This window comes from Gillisella vitis (assembly GCF_001541345.2).
Classification (GTDB): domain Bacteria; phylum Pseudomonadota; class Alphaproteobacteria; order Rhizobiales; family Rhizobiaceae; genus Allorhizobium; species Allorhizobium vitis.
On the sequence record NZ_LMVL02000009.1, the window covers coordinates 151592 to 168585 of the forward strand.

The 16994-nt window shown below is 53.1% G+C and carries 12 protein-coding genes and 2 pseudogenes; 9 read left to right on the plus strand and 5 right to left on the minus strand.

Annotated features, from left to right (window positions below):
* Window positions 1-4: 4 nt before the first annotated feature.
* A complete protein-coding gene (locus ASB66_RS23810) occupies window positions 5-637 on the plus strand; it encodes a TraH family protein (RefSeq protein ID WP_060716560.1) in 633 nt (210 codons plus the stop codon).
* A 14-nt stretch (window positions 638-651) separates the two neighbouring features.
* Here ASB66_RS23810 and ASB66_RS23815 read toward each other — a convergent pair whose 3' ends face one another.
* Both ASB66_RS23815 and ASB66_RS23820 read right to left on the minus strand, forming a co-directional pair.
* A complete protein-coding gene (locus ASB66_RS23815; protein WP_060716561.1) occupies window positions 652-975 on the minus strand; it encodes a type II toxin-antitoxin system RelE/ParE family toxin in 324 nt (107 codons plus the stop codon).
* A complete protein-coding gene (locus tag ASB66_RS23820) occupies window positions 972-1226 on the minus strand; it encodes an antitoxin (RefSeq protein WP_060716562.1) in 255 nt (84 codons plus the stop codon). The genes ASB66_RS23815 and ASB66_RS23820 overlap by 4 nt, the downstream gene beginning before the upstream one ends.
* A 558-nt stretch (window positions 1227-1784) precedes the next feature.
* Here ASB66_RS23820 and ASB66_RS23825 point away from each other — a divergent pair.
* From ASB66_RS23825 to ASB66_RS23850, 5 genes and pseudogenes are all read left to right on the plus strand, one after another.
* The gene (locus ASB66_RS23825) at window positions 1785-2093 is read left to right on the plus strand and encodes a transcriptional repressor TraM (protein ID WP_060716563.1); all 309 of its coding nucleotides are present in this window, start codon (window positions 1785-1787) and stop codon (window positions 2091-2093) included.
* Window positions 2094-2936: 843 nt separating this feature from the next.
* Window positions 2937-3545 carry a hypothetical protein gene (locus ASB66_RS23835; protein WP_060716565.1) on the plus strand — a complete coding sequence of 203 codons (609 nt, stop codon included), beginning with the start codon at window positions 2937-2939 and terminating at the stop codon, window positions 3543-3545.
* A 1816-nt stretch (window positions 3546-5361) separates the two neighbouring features.
* On the plus strand, window positions 5362-5994 hold the full coding sequence (locus tag ASB66_RS23840; RefSeq protein ID WP_060716566.1) for an HAD family hydrolase: 633 nt from the start codon (window positions 5362-5364) through the stop codon (window positions 5992-5994).
* A 399-nt stretch (window positions 5995-6393) separates the two neighbouring features.
* Complete coding sequence (gene tsaA / locus ASB66_RS23845) at window positions 6394-6885, plus strand: tRNA (N6-threonylcarbamoyladenosine(37)-N6)-methyltransferase TrmO (protein ID WP_081088910.1); 492 nt, start codon at window positions 6394-6396, stop codon at window positions 6883-6885.
* Between the two features lie 433 nt (window positions 6886-7318).
* Window positions 7319-7468 (plus strand): annotated as a pseudogene (locus tag ASB66_RS23850) (IS66 family transposase); the annotation flags it as partial.
* A gap of 135 nt (window positions 7469-7603) precedes the next feature.
* Here ASB66_RS23850 and ASB66_RS23855 read toward each other — a convergent pair.
* From ASB66_RS23855 to ASB66_RS23870, 3 genes and pseudogenes are all read right to left on the minus strand, one after another.
* Window positions 7604-7924 (minus strand): annotated as a pseudogene (locus ASB66_RS23855) (transcriptional regulator TraR); the annotation flags it as partial.
* A gap of 432 nt (window positions 7925-8356) precedes the next feature.
* Window positions 8357-9097 (minus strand): AcvB/VirJ family lysyl-phosphatidylglycerol hydrolase, encoded by a 741-nt coding sequence (locus ASB66_RS23860; protein ID WP_081088911.1) that lies wholly within the window; start codon window positions 9095-9097, stop codon window positions 8357-8359.
* 418 nt (window positions 9098-9515) lie between these two features.
* Window positions 9516-11414 (minus strand): potassium transporter Kup, encoded by a 1899-nt coding sequence (locus ASB66_RS23870; RefSeq protein ID WP_060716569.1) that lies wholly within the window; start codon window positions 11412-11414, stop codon window positions 9516-9518.
* A gap of 495 nt (window positions 11415-11909) precedes the next feature.
* Here ASB66_RS23870 and ASB66_RS23875 point away from each other — a divergent pair, with 495 nt between their 5' ends.
* From ASB66_RS23875 to ASB66_RS23885, 3 genes are all read left to right on the plus strand, one after another.
* Entirely contained in the window at window positions 11910-12725 is an 816-nt protein-coding gene (locus ASB66_RS23875; RefSeq protein WP_158544235.1) for an aminotransferase class I/II-fold pyridoxal phosphate-dependent enzyme, read from the plus strand.
* Entirely contained in the window at window positions 12722-13978 is a 1257-nt protein-coding gene (locus ASB66_RS23880) for a cytochrome P450 (protein ID WP_060716570.1), read from the plus strand. The genes ASB66_RS23875 and ASB66_RS23880 overlap by 4 nt, the downstream gene beginning before the upstream one ends.
* A 239-nt stretch (window positions 13979-14217) precedes the next feature.
* Complete coding sequence (locus tag ASB66_RS23885; protein ID WP_060716571.1) at window positions 14218-16728, plus strand: two-component system VirA-like sensor kinase; 2511 nt, start codon at window positions 14218-14220, stop codon at window positions 16726-16728.
* The last annotated feature ends 266 nt before the right edge of the window (window positions 16729-16994 follow it).

Consider the following 16994-nt stretch of genomic DNA (forward strand, 5'->3'; position numbering starts at 1 on the left):
TGCGATGGTCGATGCCGCCCTAATCAAGGAATGCAGCGATCCCGGCCTGAAGCCGGCGATCGTCGAACAGTTCATCGAGCAGGCAGGGTCGCAGGATCCATTGGCGGTCACGGTTCGCTCCGGAAACCGCGTCGTGCTGGTGCCCAGGCCGAAGACGGCGGAGGAAGCGTTGGCGCTGATCAGAGACAACCTCGGTCGCAATACCGTTCGCGTCGGGATCACACAATATCCGGCCGGCCTCGGCATCCTGGAGGCGGGCCAGCTGAAGCCGGACCTGGTCGATGCTTGCGAGAACATCCGCATGGGCACGGCACTCTTCGCCAAGGTCTATCGGATTGTCACGAAATGGTATGGCAATCCGACCGAGAGGCAAGTCCTACCGCAAGTGTTCGACGACGCGATCATTGCCTGGCAGACGGGATACTTCGAAGGAACGGCGGTGTTTCGAGCGGAAGATCCAGGAAAGATGAAACTCGCCGATCCTGGGCCTGTGAAAAAGGACGGAGCTGAACCGGCCACCAATGAGGCTCCGGCCGGTGACGGCTCCGAAAACGCAAAACAGGACGACGCTCCGTCCGATCCAAACACTTCCGACATTCGCATCGATCTGTCGGGGATTGGCGCTCGAAAACCATAGGATTGACCCTGGTTTTACGTGGTGGTCATCCCCAGCCTTTCGCTCAACCTCGTCATCAGGTCCATGCGCTCATGGAAAATGCCGACAATCAGCGCGGGCTCGTTGTCGCGCGGCAGGCAGAAGACGTAGTGGTGCTCGCAATGGACCATGCGGAGCGTCGGATAAAGCTCGCCCAAGTCTCTGAACGGTGGTTGCCCCGAGGCAAGCCGGGCAAAACCTTGCTCTAGCCTGGTAATGTATCGGCGCACCTGCGCATCGCTCCATTGTTTGCGCGTGTAGCGAATGATTCCGCGCAGGTCCGCTTCCGCGCCATTCGCCAGAACATAGGTTGTGGTCAACCGCGGCTATCCTTGGCCAGTTCCTCGTCAAGAACCTCGCTTACGCTACGGGTGGACACTTTTCCCGCCAGACTTTCACCGATGCGATCGCTCAGCAGCGATTTCAACTGCTGCCATGCCACTTCACCATCCGCGTCCCCGGGAAACAGGCGTTCCAGCGCATATTGCTTGATCGTCTTTCCCTGTAAAGCGGCAGTGGCCTTCAGATTTTGATGCTGCTGGTCGGTAATATCGATTGTCAGTCGGCTCATACAACAAGCTCCGGATATTGTCACAAACCCACATTAGCACAAATGTTGGCATCTGGCCAATTGGGCTGTTCTCGGGAGGCGCATGCAGCGGAAAAGTGCGTACATTACGGCTGGGTCCGGCCACATAGTGTGTTTCGCCAAACTGCAGGCGATGCCAGCCTCACATGAGAAGGAATTTCCACCACTTGTCGTAAAGCTGGAACAAGTTTGTCCCATGATGGCGTTGTATGGTGTTGAATATCTTTGGCCGAGGACAGGATGTGAAGATTTGCACCGCGGTGATTTCGATCGACACTGGCGTCATTCTGGAATGTTTCTTATAAGAGGGCACGCAGTACGTGCTGCGTTGCGGCTTAGAATCCGCAGATGAACGGTTGGCGCTGACCGGAATGGCGCCAGGAACCCTCTGACCTTGTGTCCGGGGGCCTGTGACGTATGTCCAGGCTCCGGCTAAAGGTCGCAGGGCCGATTCATCTCGGATTCTAACCCCCGGGCAAGGGTTCAAAGGGTTCAACGTTTGCGGGGGCGTACCGCAGACTAACCAGGGTTAGGTCAGGAATGGAACTGGAAGATGCAATCGTGACGAATAGGGTCGAGCTCCGCCCATTGATCGGGCTGACGCGTGGACTACCTCCGGCGGACCTGGAAGCAATCACGATCGATGCTATCCGGACACACCGGCAGTTGGTGGAAAAAGCCGATGAACTCTTCCAGGCTCTCCCGGAGACTTACAAAACCGGAAAAGAAGCTGGCGGCCCACAGCATATTCGATACATTGAAGCGAGCATCGAAATGCATGCGCAGATGAGCGCCCTGAACACGCTGATCAGTATTCTTGGCTTCATTCCCAAGGTCGTCGTTAACTGACAGCGGTCAAAGTCAGGCGCCGACATCATCGTGTGATGGCGGATATGGCTGTATAGTTTGGTTTCCGTGCTTAAGCTGCGCGATCTAGTGGTGGCGTTGCCCATTGTGCTCCCCGGCGGGAGCAAGCTTATTCTGTGTCGTCGATCATTTCAATGATTTCGAAGCTTTTGATGAGCGTCGAGATGTCTTCATTTAGTAACACAAGCGCCACGTTCGGCGAAATTGCGCGGATCTGAATTTTCACGAGATAACCGGTTTCCACACATGTTCAGGATACTCGGCCGCCTCGCGCTTAAACCGGTAAACTGCCTCACGGGCGGCATCCGAACTCTCGTAAAAGTAAAGGGCCATGACCCCGGCACGGACAGAACAGACTTGACTAAGTCGCAATCAAAGGGCCGATTGACAGCGACCCTTCCAGCGCTCCTCGCTGGTTTGCCTATCGGTGGCCGCTACCAACAAGGCATTTTGCTAGGTGTCATCGGTGCTGACTGGGACGACGGGGAGGTCTGCTTAAACGTTGAAGGCTCTAAGCGCGAATGACAGAAACGACAGTTGACGACAACTTGATGTCTTAATCTTCAAACAGTTTGTTCAGTACTGACCGCAGGAGAAAGAGAGCGGACAGACTACCGCAGATTGCTCTTAAATTTATAAGTTTTTCTCTTCAGTATTCAAAAACAGTAATCTTTTTCTTAGCTGCGTCGGAAGATGGCCAGACCAACGCTTTGATGATGCCGAAGCTGATCAATTGTGCCGTAAAACTACAAATGAAACAGAAAAATTCTTAATCGTCTCCACCCGAGTAGCATATTATCCTTTGATGAACAAAGGAGCGATATCATGAGAAATTCGAGTTTGCATGATGCATCTGGGAACGACGATGCACAGGTACCCCACAAAACAGAATTGCTTGATCTGCCAGACCTTGTGCTGACGGAAGTTGCCAAACGTCTAGCGACTGACAATCCAGTTGAGTCCGCGGAGAATATAGCTAATTTTAGCAAATCCCATCGCTCGACAAGGGACGTGGTTCGAACGGAACCTTTAGAAAAATTCTCGTCACGCCTTAAGATCCTGGCGCCACAGGCGAAACTGTTGTGTCATGCCGTGCGGCAGGCAGCAACACTGCCGGATGGAGAACAACTAAGTGAAGCGCAACTATTGCAAATGCAAAATGAAGTCGCAATTCGCCCAGTCTTAGGCGTAGCGTATACCCATCACGACGGCCAACCAGGAGAGAGTTTGTCAGGGAACGACCTGAACCGTAAAATTGAGAATATTCCTGATTTGGTCTTCAATGTTGCGGAACCCATTATGTTTAATGAGATCTCCGCTACCGAGGTGATGGCAAAAGTTCGGCCTATCGCCAGATCGATCAAAGAGGCCCACGACGATGCGCGAGCGGAATTGATGTCGGTGGAAAGGCCTCGAGGAACGCGCGGTCTATGACTATATGCGCTCTTCGACGCGCGCCTAGAAGGACCTGCTCGCACTCTTCTTAAGACTGGCGGGTTGGGTACACGCGGCCTGATCTGATGGGGGCCAGGTTTTGCGACTTGGTGCTCGCGACCTTTCGTGCGTCTGAGTAAATCACGGGGAGATGGAGCCACAGACAATGCGGCGCCCGCTCTTCCGGCGTGGCCAAGGCAATGTGTAATTTTGTGGAGCCCGTTATGAAATCTTTCCCAATGGGCGACGATGATTGTCCCTAGCACTGCCATCGCGCCGCCGAGGATGGTGTAGATGGATGGACTATCGCTGAGAGAAGCGAAGCCAAACAGCGTTGCCAGGGAGCGACGAGATAGAGGAAATTCACCGCCATGCCCGCCGGCGATTTGCCAGGTCCGTAATCGCAGGCGAATTAGGCGAGGAGGGTCAAAACACAACGCTAACCCTGTCGCTGCCTTGGTAGAAGACGAGGCCTGCATGAACTGCATTGCCGTCTCCGGTGCCCATGACAGCAGCAACAGGTTGGCCGAACATCCCAGCCATCCGAACAATCTGAAGCGCTCGCCTGGTATTTCCATGCGAGAAGCACCGTCATGATGGAGTAATGTTGGAGATGAAAATGGCCGGCGGTGCGCGAATCAAACAGGATGAGAGGCTTATATCGATCGCATATATGTTCGACTTTGCCCTACATTCCGTGCGAGATGCGCACTGGCGGTGGCGGACCTGATGACGGGCATATTTGACTTCCGCCGGTTCTCGTGGCCATCGTACCAGCGCAAGAGCTGAGACGGCGGAGACTTCGCTCTATATGATGATCGATCTCTGCTGTACCGAACGCAATCTGTAGATGCATCTAATCAGCCGCCTCGGACGCCAACTCCATTGTCATAAAAGTCACGGACAATAACAAGACAGTCAGCAAATTCGACCTCAAGGCAAAGCTCGCGATACTTGCGGACAACAACAGAATGTCTATCAAAACGATGGTGGCTAAATTCGTCGACTATCAAATAGTCGACTTTCCGATCAATGCATAATTGCACGCAATCTCTTACCTGCAGCTCTGACTCACAGATATAGACAATTGTGCACGAAGATGAATTCGACGGCTTTTCCCGTCTAACCGACACGCGCCACGGTCTCATCAACATGTTTTTTGCTGATTCAAGAAATCTACACATCAATGCTTGGCCCTCTTTCTGGGACGGCATATTGGTGCATTGAGCTGTCCTAGCAATCCATGTTGGAAAAAACCGGGTTTCAACTGAAACACTGAAGTTTTTGTGGCAGGTTCCGGCAGAAACAAAAAGCAAGGCGACATAGATCGCCGGTGTTCCAGACGTTCGTGAAGGTATCGATCTCCCGTGTCGCCTCGAGTTCGCATGGGAGGGCGAAAGATGGCGTGCTCGATTTCATGGTCGAGCTGCTGCAAATTCTGTCTTTAACTTAGCTCGCCGTCACGAGGTGGTGTGCGTGGATCACCAGATACTTCTTAGCCATGTGATTGAATTCGGTAGCGTTGTATAACGAACGACGTCGCTCCCCAGTATCCCCCAGCAGCAAACCGATCGCGGGCGTTACTGCTGAAACACAGTTTCTGTTTAACCAGCATTCAGGGAATGATAGTCCTGAAGCGAGATCGCGGCCAACAGGGACAATTCGAATATCCCTGAATATATTGTTACAAAATCGGTATACTGAAGAGATGTGTTTTGTAAACCTGTATTGATACAGCATTATCTAAATATAGATATCGTATTAACATGATATATATAATGACAATTGTGCGTATATACAAATATGGAAAGTATGTATGGCTAAAAGTGACGCTTATAGGCTAATAATATTTGATTTTGATGGTACATTGGCCGACAGCAGCGCCTGGATGATAAGCGCTCTGAGGGAAATGTCCGAACGACACCGATTTGTAACGCCCAGCGACACTCAGATTGAATATCTGCGTGGCCTTTCAGTTTGCCAGGTTTTGAAATGGCTGAGAGTACCGGTATGGCGCGTTCCTCTGATCGTGAGAGATTTGCGTAAACTGGCTCGCGAAGCAACGTTCGATATGTTCCCTAGGACAGAAAAGGTCTTATTTCTCCTCCAAGATCAAGGGGTGGAGCTTGCAATCTTAAGTTCGAACAGCATTGAAAATATTCAGCGCGTGCTCGGGCCATTGGAGAGATACTTTGCTTATATAGAGGGTAGCTCGCCGGTATTTGGGAAGGGCAAAAGGATCAATAAGATACTTCGCCGGTGCAAAAAGTCCCGGAATGAAGTCCTTCTTGTCGGAGATGAGGTTCGTGATATTGAGGCAGCGACGAGTCAAAACATTGCCTCCGCGGGAGTTACGTGGGGTTATGCCAAGAGAGAGGCTTTGGCCTGCAGCAATCCCACTCACATTCTCGAAGATATTGAGGATTTAATAGACTTGAAACCTCTATAGAGAAGAAGAACAACTCTTGCAGTGCTAATGCTGTTATATTTACATTGAAATTACTTCACATGTCGGGGCTTCGGGCTGAAAGCAGATGTCGTCAGATTTGCCAGCAGTCGTTCAACGTCCCCCTCATCGGCGGTACCGCGCATCTTTTAAGCCAACGGAGTGATCGCCTTGGAACGGCAGTCACGGCATCCGTTCGATTGCGCTAGACGGGATTATCTGGGGTCATCATTGGTGAGCGGGGCGGTTTGAGTACCGCAAAGCCGCGCAGCCTGCGTCGGCAGAAGCATATTACAATTGAAATGAAATACGGCGAACCTGAAATGACCGGTTAACTCACCTCTTACAAGATTTGGGAGCGAAGCGAAATCTGTTGGCTCACTAAACTTGGCAGGAGCTGTTATGCACTCAACCAGATTGCGAACAAATGAAGTTGCGGTCGCGCTACCCGAAGACGGTGACGCATCGCTTTTCTTTGTTGGAAAGATCCGGACCCCCTGGAAAAGTCGAGCTGACACTCCTCGGCAGGGCAGTGAATCGGGGCCACTATGCACGCTTGAGATTTCGGAACCTTGGGCCTTGGCGCTGAAGGGTGTCGAGGTGTATGCGAAGCTTGAAGTTCTTTATTGGCTGCACGAGTCACCGCGCGATATTGTCCTACTAAGTCCCGCTGACGATGGAGAGATTCACGGCGCTTTCTCTCTGCGATCACCTGTGAGGCCCAATCCGATCGGAACGTCGATCGTGAAGGTGGAACGAGTATCTGGAAACTCGATTGCCGTACGTGGCCTTGACTGCCTGGATGAAACACCGCTGTTGGATATCAAACCGGATCGCTCGTTATCAAAGCCGCTAGCCCCAGTGAGGAAAAGTCCCTCGGTTCCGGCCGCCTGACTGGCATGATGCACCACCCTTCGTTCCGCAGAGAAAGCCGCGGGTCGAGATAGGCATTTACGGTGAACTAGGTTTTCGCGAGGTTTCGGACGAGCAGCGCAGCGACGGAAGCACACCTTTTGCCAATTCCACCATCATTGCAGAAGTGGCTGCTGCTGCAAACGCGTTCAATCGAATTGATGAACTTGCGGCATGGGCTCCAGGATTTCTCCGAGGCGAGTAGTCGCGACATTCCATTTATCCCGTGAGTTTGAGCTGTTAAGACTGGACTTAAGAGCCCACTGAGCAATTCATGCGATATAAACGTTTTGCTGAAAGTACCGGAGCGGCGTTTCCTTCCAAAGTGTGCTCAAATTGTTCGTTTTCGATCGGAACCGTGCTGTTAGGCGGTTAAGGGGATGCTGGGGATCGACAACGTTCGCCGTGAACTCTACGGCCCCTTGAGCAGATGGAACTGCAACTCGCGGCAGACCCGAATGAAGACGAACTTGCGGCTGAAAGTGCAGCCAAATCCTCAGCCCTCAAAGCGTTCGAGCGCAAACGCCCATCACGCAAACCATTTTCTGAACATCTGCCGCGCGAGTGCGGCCACGGCCCCTCCTTCTATGTGACGTCCCGCGGACGCACCTTGTCGAGAAGTAACTGGACAACCTACGCGTATTGGGTTCGCCCCGTCACAGCACGATTGATGCGTTAACTGCCGGATTTGCTTTAACCCTCAAATGAGTTTTCGTCGGATTGCCAGCGCGGTAAGATGCGCGTTGGGCAGACGTCGAAGCGCTTCATGGTTTCGCGAAGCTTGACGCGGACGCTGTTGTATTTGGCGCCTTCCACGTCAGCGATTTCTTCCATCGTCTTGCCCAAGGCAATCCATCTCAGATAGGTCGCTATCCTTCGGATCGAGCCATACGGCACCTTCCGCACTGGGCGTGGTGCGAAGGGATGAAATACGGGCATGGATCTGTCCAATGGTCGCCGCTACTGCAACTGCATCGATCTCACGATCGAGATCGATCGCGGGCTTCTCCGATGCCAGTATGCCCGCGACCGCTCGGCCAGATGCGGACTCATGGCGTAGGTCCCGCACCATGGCATGACCAGCGCTGCCTCCGTCGGCGCGGACACCCATGAGCAGAAAAGCTCGCTTCTGCACATTTCGCGGTGGCGACCTCGACTGCTCCCTGGAGCGATGATCTCCTTCATCAAATGAACATCGAGCGGCGTTCGGAACCGCTCAAATTTCTGTTGGGGGGAGGGGCGATGTGAACGTGCCCATGCAACCTCTCACCCTCAGACCATCCACGCGCTCGACGCCGCGAGCAATCGGCAAAAACAGCTGGATCTGGCTGAAGTGTGAAGGGGTCAACAAAACAAATCATTCATGCCAATTTCTCCCGCCATGAGTGAATCAAAATACTGCCGAATTGGAAAAACCATTAAATAAGGGCGAAGCTAAGCACTCTAAACGTTATTAATGTCTTAGGCGTGTCACGAGGCCTGAGACGATGCGCTTAGACAATCCATTGAAATCATTATCAAAATGATGCCCGCCACTAAAGCCAATAACTTCGGCGCCGGTCTGCCGGAGCGATGGGCAAGCATTATTGCGGTCATCGCGCCCGTACATGCATTGGACGATTGTTGGGTCAATCGATGTGAGGTCATTCAGAGGATTGCCGCCTTTACCTTCGGTTTCGAGTTGAAGCCAGCCCCTGAGTGAAACGACATAGTCGACCTGATGTGACAATGCCAGGAGGGAGATTTGCTTAACCTGCATTCTTTGCTCGTGGGTAAGCCGATTGAAGCTTGCTGGCATGACGTCAGCGCCGAAGGAATATCCTACAAGTAAAACATTCTGCACGCCGAAAAGCTTGGTGTAGACATCAATTAAATGTCCAAGATCTGCCGCAGTTCCGCTTGGAGACCGTTCGGACCAAAAATAACGGAGTGAATTGACGCCAACGACGGGAATCCCTTCCGTCTGCAGATAGTTAGCAATCTCTTCGTCGATATTCTGCCATCCAGCATCGCCAGAGTAAAAGATCGCGACCGTGTTCTTGGTTGGATTGGCGCTAAACACGCGAAGAGGAATCCCTAGTCGATTTGCGCCTCTATTCGACCACATGACATGGTTGACGCGTTGGTTTGCGTATGCGGAATTTACTCCGGGAATAAGTGTTAACGCGAATACCAATAACAACTTTATTACCATGTCGAGACCCTGCGTCAGTTGTTAACCTGCGTGTCGGATATGGATAATTTCCAACTGCTGTTTCAAGTTGATGTCGGCTGTGTTGTGAGTTGTTACAGATGAAACAGAGGCAGATAATCTTACCAGCGATGGATTAAACTCGCGGCCAGGTGGCTCATCAAAGGACGGCGCCACTGCCAAATCTTTGGTGATCAACAAGGTGAAGCCTCTGGCTGGCTGGGGACGAATGAAAATTTCCGTCTATATCAATGTTTTGGCGCGGGCTCTCCGCCAGAACGCCGAATTGCTTCCGAAGCATGTCTGCTCCAAAGTCCTCATCGCGCCTCTGGCCTTTGCCCCACCTCAAAAGCCATGCGGGCGGACGCCGAAAAATACTCAACTCTCCTTGGCGTCCACATCGGCATAACTGGGGCAGATCTCAAACAATGACTTGCGATCCCAGTTCGACCACGCGGTTGGCTGGCAGGCTGAAATAATCTGACGGCATTGCGGCAGCATTTGCAAGTACGATGTAAAGTCGGTCCTGCCAGTAGGGCATACCCGACTTGGCATCCGGCAGGAGCTTACGGCGACCGAGATAGAAGGAGGTCGACATGATGTCGAACTTCAATCCGGCCTTGCGCAACGTCGCCAGGGCTTGAGACACATTATGCGGTTCCATGAAGCCGAAGAGCAGTTCGACGCGAGAGAAACGCTCGGAAATCTGTTCTATCTTGTAACGGGCGTGGCTCGGTACACGCGGTTTGCTGATCGTGCGGATCGTCAGGATGACGTTGCGGTCGTGAAGCACGTGGTTGTGCTTGAGATTGTGCAGCAAGGCGGCGGGGGCGGACTCCGGATCGCCGGTCAGGAAGATCGCGGTGCCCGTAACCTGGGCCGGCGAATGTTCACCCTTGCGCTCGATCGAGCTAAGGAAGGAGGCAAGCGGAATATCGGCGTGGCGGGTCTTTTCCATCAGGATCGCCGTGCCGCGACGCCAGGTCCACATGACGACGGTAAAGGCGGTGGCGATCATGATCGGGATATAGCCGCCGTCGTGGATCTTCAAAAGGTTGGCGCCGAGGAAGATCATTTCGAGCACTACCAGTGGCACGAGCGCGATCACCGCAACCGGGAGCGACCAGTTCCAGCGGGCGCGGACGAATTCGAAGGCCATGATCGAGGTGACGACCATGGCGCCGGTGACGGAGATGCCGTAGGCGGTCGCCAGTGCGTCCGATGTCTTGAAACTCAGAACCAGGAAGATGACGCCGATGAACAGCACGGCATTGACCGAAGGCACGAAGATCTGCCCGGCATTGGTTTCCGAGGTGAACAGGATTTCCATGCGCGGCAGGAAGCCGAGGTTGATGCCCTGGCGCACCATCGAGAAGGCGCCGGTGATGACAGCCTGGCTGGCGATGATCGTCGCGGCGGTCGCCAGGATGACGACAGGCAGCAGCGCCCATTTCGGATACATCAGATAGAAGGGGTCGGACATCGTCCCCGGATTGCCGAGAACGAGCGCGCCCTGCCCGAGATAATTCAGCGTCAGCGACGGGAAAACCAGCAGGAACCAGGCCCACTGAATCGGACGACGGCCGAAATGGCCAAGATCGGCATAGAGCGCTTCCGCGCCCGTCACCGTCAGGAACACGGCGCCGAGCACGACGACGCCATCGAAGCCCTCATGCAGCAGGAAGCTGACGGCATAATAGGGATTGAAGGCGGCCAGAATGCCGTAGTCGTCCGAGATATGAGAAATGCCGGCAGCGGCCGTGACGAGGAACCAGATGGCGGTGATCGGGCCGAAGAACTTCGCGACGGCGCCGGTGCCACGTGATTGCACGACGAAGAGCAGCGCCAGGATCACCACCGAGATCGGCACGATATAGCCCGCGAGGCGGGGTGCGACGAGCTTCAGACCCTCGACGGCCGACAACACGGATAGAGCCGGGGTGATCATCGCATCCCCGAGGAAGAGGGAGGCACCGATCAGGCCGAGCAGCATCAGGATGGCGGTATGGCCGTTGGCGGTCTTCATCAGCAGGGCAAGTAGCGACAGCGTGCCGCCCTCGCCGTCGTTGTCCGCGCGCAGCAGGAAGAGCACATATTTGATGGTGACGATGATCGTCAGCGCCCAAATCATCAGCGAGATCAGGCTGATGATCTCGAAACGGGTGGCGCCGTCATGGACCACCGGCTTCAGCGCTTCGCGAAAGGCATAGAGCGGGCTGGTGCCGATATCGCCGTAGACGACACCGACAGAACCCAGCGCAAGACAGAACCGCTTTCGCGGCGTCATGTGGCGTTCGTTCAGATGGCTCTCTTCGGACATGAAGTTGCAACAGGCTCCTTAGAGCCAGCCTCTTTTTCCCACATTGTTTAGATCGCCTAACGCAAAAAAGGCGTTCGTAGAGGCGGGCGATCATTGACGCGGCGCTGTTTTCCTCGCTGATGCGAGCGTTCGTTGAGGCCTTATCTCACAAAGTCAAAATACAAGGAAAGTTGAATCGAACTTCATCTGTAATGCATAAGAAGTAGCAGATGTGTCGGCCGAATTGCTGACTTGAGGGGGCTCTTCGGAATCCTAAAGCGGCAGATTCTCGGCAATAGCCAGATATTCCTTATTTGACAATCTTGATCGAAGACAAAGCAGCACGCTCGACCCGCCAGCCAATACGCCTTCGATCGACAAAGATCATGCATTTTGCCGAGGGAGCGAAATTTGGTTTCGTTTGTAACAAGCGACCACCAGTCAATTGAAGTCCGCAGTACGTTTAAGATAGAAGACGGCTGAAGGCTTCCTTTTGAAATGCTTGGATTGACCGCCATGTTCGTACGAGCCGATGCTCTCTCCAGCGTAAAGCCTTCTGCCACCAACGTCATGTCGCAGAGATTTCGTGAGCTTAAAGTTGAGCATAGGGACTTCGTCCGCCTTAAGATCGGCGGGCCAGATTTAGATACAGCCGACAACATCAAAAAGGCAGCCATCGACGCGATCAACCTCGGCGAGACGAAGTATACACCGGTTTCCAGCAGTCCTGGGCTGCGCAAGGCGATCGCCGCCAAGTTCAAGCGCGAGCACGGCTTCGAATATTCCTGGAGGCAGGTGATTGTTGTCACCGGCGGCAACCACTTCCTGTTCGACGCCTTCATGGCGACGCCGAACCTCGGCGAGGAAGTCGCCATCTCGGCGTCTTACTGGGTTTCCTATCCGAAGATGGTGACGCTTTGCGCCGGTACGCTGGCTTTCGTTTCGGTCACGCACGAGAACAACTTCAAGATCCAAGCCGCCGATCTCGAAAAGGCGATCACGCCGAAGACCAAGTGGTTCATCTTTCACTTGCCTTCCAACACGACGGGTGCCGCCTATGCTCATGACGAGATGAAGGCACTGACCCAAGTGCTCGTCAGGCATCCGGCATGTTTGGATTCTGACCGACGACATGTACGAGCACTAACCTATGGCGACTTCAAGTTCATCACGCCCGTCGAAGACGAGCCCAAGCTTTACAACTCCACGCTGACGATGAACGGCGCCTCCAAGGCTTCTGCGACTAAAGATCCTCTCGAGCAGGCCTGTCGCCGCATCCAGCGCTTCTGCTCGAATTTTGCCAAAGACTATATCATCTGGAGGTTGCTATGAGTGTCGAAGTCCCTCAAGAAGCGTCGGAAGAAGCCGGATCAATCAGAGCTGCCTTCCTCGACCCGGACAATGTTAGTGTCTCAGACTTGGATCGCTGTGGCCACGCTATTTTCACCGAGTGGCGGCCAAAGCGCCCCTTCCTTCGTAGGCAGGACGGCGTATATCTTGTTTTGAGGGCTGACGATGTATTTGGCTTGAGCAGCGATCCGCGCACCCGTCAGATAGAGACGGAGTTGATGCTCAATCGTGGCGTCAAAGAAGGAGCAGTTTTCGACTTCGTTCGCTTCAGCATGCTTTTCTCAAATGATAAAACCCACAGCAGGCGTCGCTCTCCTTTTACCCGGACTTTCGCATTTCGCATGATTGAAAACCTGCGTCCGAAAATAAGGCAACTGACCGAGATCCTTTTTCAAGATTTGAAAGAGGTTGGTTCCTTCAACTTCGTCGAAGAATATGCTTCTAAGCTCCCAGCCGCTGCTATAGCAAGCGTGCTAGGTCTTCCGCCAGGCGACGTTCCTTATTTTACACAGCTTGTCTATCGGGTTTCCCGCTGCCTGAGCCCTTCATGGCGAGACGCAGATTTTTCAGACATGGAGGCTTCAGCAGCAGAGTTTAAAAACTATGTGCAGGCGGTGATTGATGATCGTCGAAACGATCCGCGCGATGATTTCCTTTCATCGTTCATAAATGCCACGCGAGAAGCAGAAGATCTCTCATCCGATGAAGGGGTCGTGCAACTGATGCTGATTATCTTGGCTGGAAGTGACACAACCAAAACCGGCATTACTGCATTGATCGGCTTGCTTTTGCGACACCGACAGGCATGGGAAGCCCTATTGAAGGATGAGACTCTTGTGCCCGCTGCCGTCGAGGAGGGATTGCGTTTCGAGCCACCAGTCGGATCTTACCCAAGGATCGCACTCGCAGATATTGACCTTAATGGGTTCCTGCTACCAAAAGGTAGTCTTCTCGCGCTTTGCACGATGTCTGCGCTACGAGACGAGAAACACTACCTACACCCTGAACTTTTTGATATCCACCGCAAGCAGATGCGCTGGCATATGGTTTTTGGTGCGGGTGCACATCGATGTCTTGGCGAAGCGCTGGCTCGTTTAGAGTTGCAGGAGGGACTTGCAACAATACTCAGACATGCTCCCGCTCTCTCTATCGAAGGGGCGTGGCCGACGTTACATGGTCATGGAGGGGTGCGTCGAATTGCGGAAATGAGAGTTTGCATCAGGGGGGAGAATTGAAACCGGGGCCTCGTGGCGCCGATCGTCGTGGAGGTGAGGAAGACAGCATCTAAGCGCCGCCGCCTATAGTCTCGCATGGACAGCTTGGTTTCTGCTTGTTTGGCTGGAATTTTCTTCCGTGCGGCAATTCGTATCACGGATGTAAGAATGATAAGTAATTCCGGGGTGAGATCATCGGGTGACGCTAATCCCTCGACATCCGCATAATCGGGTCGGCTGTTGCAAAGAGAGGTAACTAAATGACTTGGGATCGTTTGTTACCTTCCCGGAAGGTTCTGCTCGCTATCAATTCCTGGTACGTTTTAGCATTGGTAGTTGCGGCTATATCTTTTGCGGTTCTGGCCATTGGACCCTGGAAAAATGAAAAAAGCAGTGAAGCGATTCTAACTGAGTTGCAGTCAATCGACGTCGATTGTGCGCTGCTCCAGCGGAACGTGTTGCGTGCTCACGCCGGCCTTCTTCGGAATTACCGTCCTCTTATCGTTCCTCTGGGGCGAGTGCGCTCGAGCATCGCAAATCTACAGCAGCTTTTTAAGAAGGCGCGTCTTGAAGATGTAGGGGAACTCTCCGAACTGCTTGCGCGACTGAAGTCCTCGATAAACACGACCGACGCGGCGGTTGCATCGTTCGGGGCGCAAAATGTGGTGTTCGAGGATTCATTGGCGACCTTTAATCAGTCAATAAGCTCGCTTCTGAGAACCTCGGATAGCCGAGATTTGAACGCAGCGAAGGTGCCTGAGCTGGGCTATTTAATGCTGCAGTTTTCGTTTCGACCAAACACCGAGCTCGCACTACAGATCACTCAAAGTCTAGACCAGCTTCAGATGTCGACGAACGCGGATAAGGTCGCTATTCAGGAGGTCGTCCGTAATGGAAGGGTTATCCTAGGCGTACTGCCGAGGTTGAATGAAACTGTAAAGCTGGTTCAGGCCTCTGGAACGTTCGAGAATACGAAGAAGTTGCAGCGGGCATACCTGGAAGCTGACAGCTTGGCCAGAGTGGTTGAGCAACGGGTACGAACATTTCTCGGTGCTGTTTCAGTATTCTTCTGCTTTGGGATAGTAATTCTGGTTCACAAATTGCGTCGACGAACCGACAGGTTGGCGAGACGCCTGGATTTTGAAGAAGTTATCAAGAAAATTGGGGTTTGCTTCGAAGATTCTACAGAAACAAAGCAGTCACTGAAATCCTCAGCGGAAGCCGCACTGGGAACTATTGAGAATTTTTTTGAAGCTAACCAGTGTGTGCTAGGGTTAGTGAACGTTACTGAAAACGAAATTGCCGAGACGTTTTCCGCAAGCGCGCCTCCGCCGAGCTGGAACGAGCGGCGGATCCGGAAAATTGTTTCTCTGGTCCAGGCCGACGAGCACGGATCGATCTTTCGAGACTATCCTGCCCGAAAGGCAAGTTGCTTTAATGAAGACGCCCCTGGCCGGTGGGCGTTGGTTGCGTTCAAGGTGTCCGATCGACTAGTTGCTGTTTTCGGCCTTAGGTTCGATCGAGACCCCGTGCAGCCAGCGTCAAGTGAAGTTCAACTTATGGAACTTGCCGCTGGCTGTGTCAGCCATTATGTGGTCATTCGGTGCAAGCAAACCCAGCGAGACATTCTTGAGCGTCGTTTGAAACATGCGGAACGGCTTGAAGCCGTTGGGACACTTGCAGGAGGCATAGCGCACGAATTCAACAACATTCTTGGGGTAATTCTCGGCTACGCCGAAATGGCACAAAACATTCTACACCGCCGCACTTACGCTCGACACTACATCGATCGCATCAATGCTGAAAGCAATCGAGCGAGACTGATTATTGATCAGATTCTTGCGCTTAGCCGGCGACGTGAACGGACAGCAAGGCCGTTCAACCTGTCGGCGTTGGTGAGGGAGATTGCACCTTCGTTACGTGTTGCGCTGCCTTCAGAGGTGGAGGTCGATTTCAATATTCAAAGCGCTCAGATGATTGTCGAAGGAAATCCGCTCGAAATTGAGCAGATACTGATGAACCTGTGTAAGAACGCCGCAGAGGCTTGTATAGGCTCCGGGCGTATCGAGGTCAGCGTCTATAGATCGTTTGTATGGAAGCATAAGGTACTTGCGAACGGCACGATACCCGCTGGCGATTACATCCTTCTTTCAGTTGAGGATAACGGTGGAGGCATAGGCGAAGCCGCATTGCCACATATTTTTGAGCCTTTTTTTACCACGCGCGCGCAATGCGGCGGCACTGGGCTGGGGCTCTCCACCGTGCACGGCCACGTCAGCGCAATGGCGGGTTTTGTCGATGTGATCTCAACTGTTGGCAGAGGTACGCGCTTCGACATTTATCTGCCAACTTCGGCGAAGAAGCCAGTGAATTCAGAGAGTTTTTTTGGACCTGAAAAAATACCGCTCGGTAGCGGAGAGATTGTCGCTGTGGTTGAACCCGATCCGGTGACGCTTGAAAGGTATGAGGAAACGATCGCGGCGCTCGGTTATGAGCCAGTCGGCTTTAACACGTTCAAAGGGCTGACTGACTGGGTTTTGGCAGGCAAAGAGGCAGATATTGTTCTGATTGATCATTCATCGTTTCTCGATGGAGAACGTGTAGGCTCCTGGGTCGCGACACTAGAAAAAGTGCCGATCATCATGATCGGGCAGCATCAAAAAAACGTTTCAATTTCGGCGGACGGCGAGGCATCTAACCACTTTTTGCAAAAACCGGTGTCATCCAAGGCTCTCGCCTATGTGGTTCGCGCGAATATCAGAACGGAATAAATGGACAGATTAAGGATGGGGTCGGCATAATTCGGGTAGAGATGCAACGCAATAAAGCTTTCAATGACGCACGAACTGGGTGGGATTCCGGATGACCCGAGATCTCCTGCGCTACGGCAGCGAGATGCCTCCAATGGCGTTGCTGAGACACTCAGGGGACAGCATTGTTGAATAGGCCGACTCGATCAATCTGCTGGTCGTGATTACTCGAATGATCCCGTATGCGCATTTATATGATCTGTTTTGACTGCACCGCCGTGACAGCC

Coding starts and splice junctions, on each gene's coding strand:
- ASB66_RS23825 (WP_060716563.1), top strand. CDS start 1,785: ATGGAACTGGAAGATGCAATCGTGACGAATAGGGTCGAGCTCCGCCCA.
- ASB66_RS23880 (WP_060716570.1), top strand. CDS start 12,722: ATGAGTGTCGAAGTCCCTCAAGAAGCGTCGGAAGAAGCCGGATCAATC.
- ASB66_RS23870 (WP_060716569.1), bottom strand. CDS start 11,414: ATGTCCGAAGAGAGCCATCTGAACGAACGCCACATGACGCCGCGAAAG.
- ASB66_RS23860 (WP_081088911.1), bottom strand. CDS start 9,097: ATGGTAATAAAGTTGTTATTGGTATTCGCGTTAACACTTATTCCCGGA.
- ASB66_RS23835 (WP_060716565.1), top strand. CDS start 2,937: ATGAGAAATTCGAGTTTGCATGATGCATCTGGGAACGACGATGCACAG.
- ASB66_RS23875 (WP_158544235.1), top strand. CDS start 11,910: ATGTTCGTACGAGCCGATGCTCTCTCCAGCGTAAAGCCTTCTGCCACC.
- ASB66_RS23840 (WP_060716566.1), top strand. CDS start 5,362: ATGGCTAAAAGTGACGCTTATAGGCTAATAATATTTGATTTTGATGGT.
- ASB66_RS23885 (WP_060716571.1), top strand. CDS start 14,218: ATGACTTGGGATCGTTTGTTACCTTCCCGGAAGGTTCTGCTCGCTATC.
- tsaA (WP_081088910.1), top strand. CDS start 6,394: ATGCACTCAACCAGATTGCGAACAAATGAAGTTGCGGTCGCGCTACCC.
- ASB66_RS23810 (WP_060716560.1), top strand. CDS start 5: ATGGTCGATGCCGCCCTAATCAAGGAATGCAGCGATCCCGGCCTGAAG.
- ASB66_RS23820 (WP_060716562.1), bottom strand. CDS start 1,226: ATGAGCCGACTGACAATCGATATTACCGACCAGCAGCATCAAAATCTG.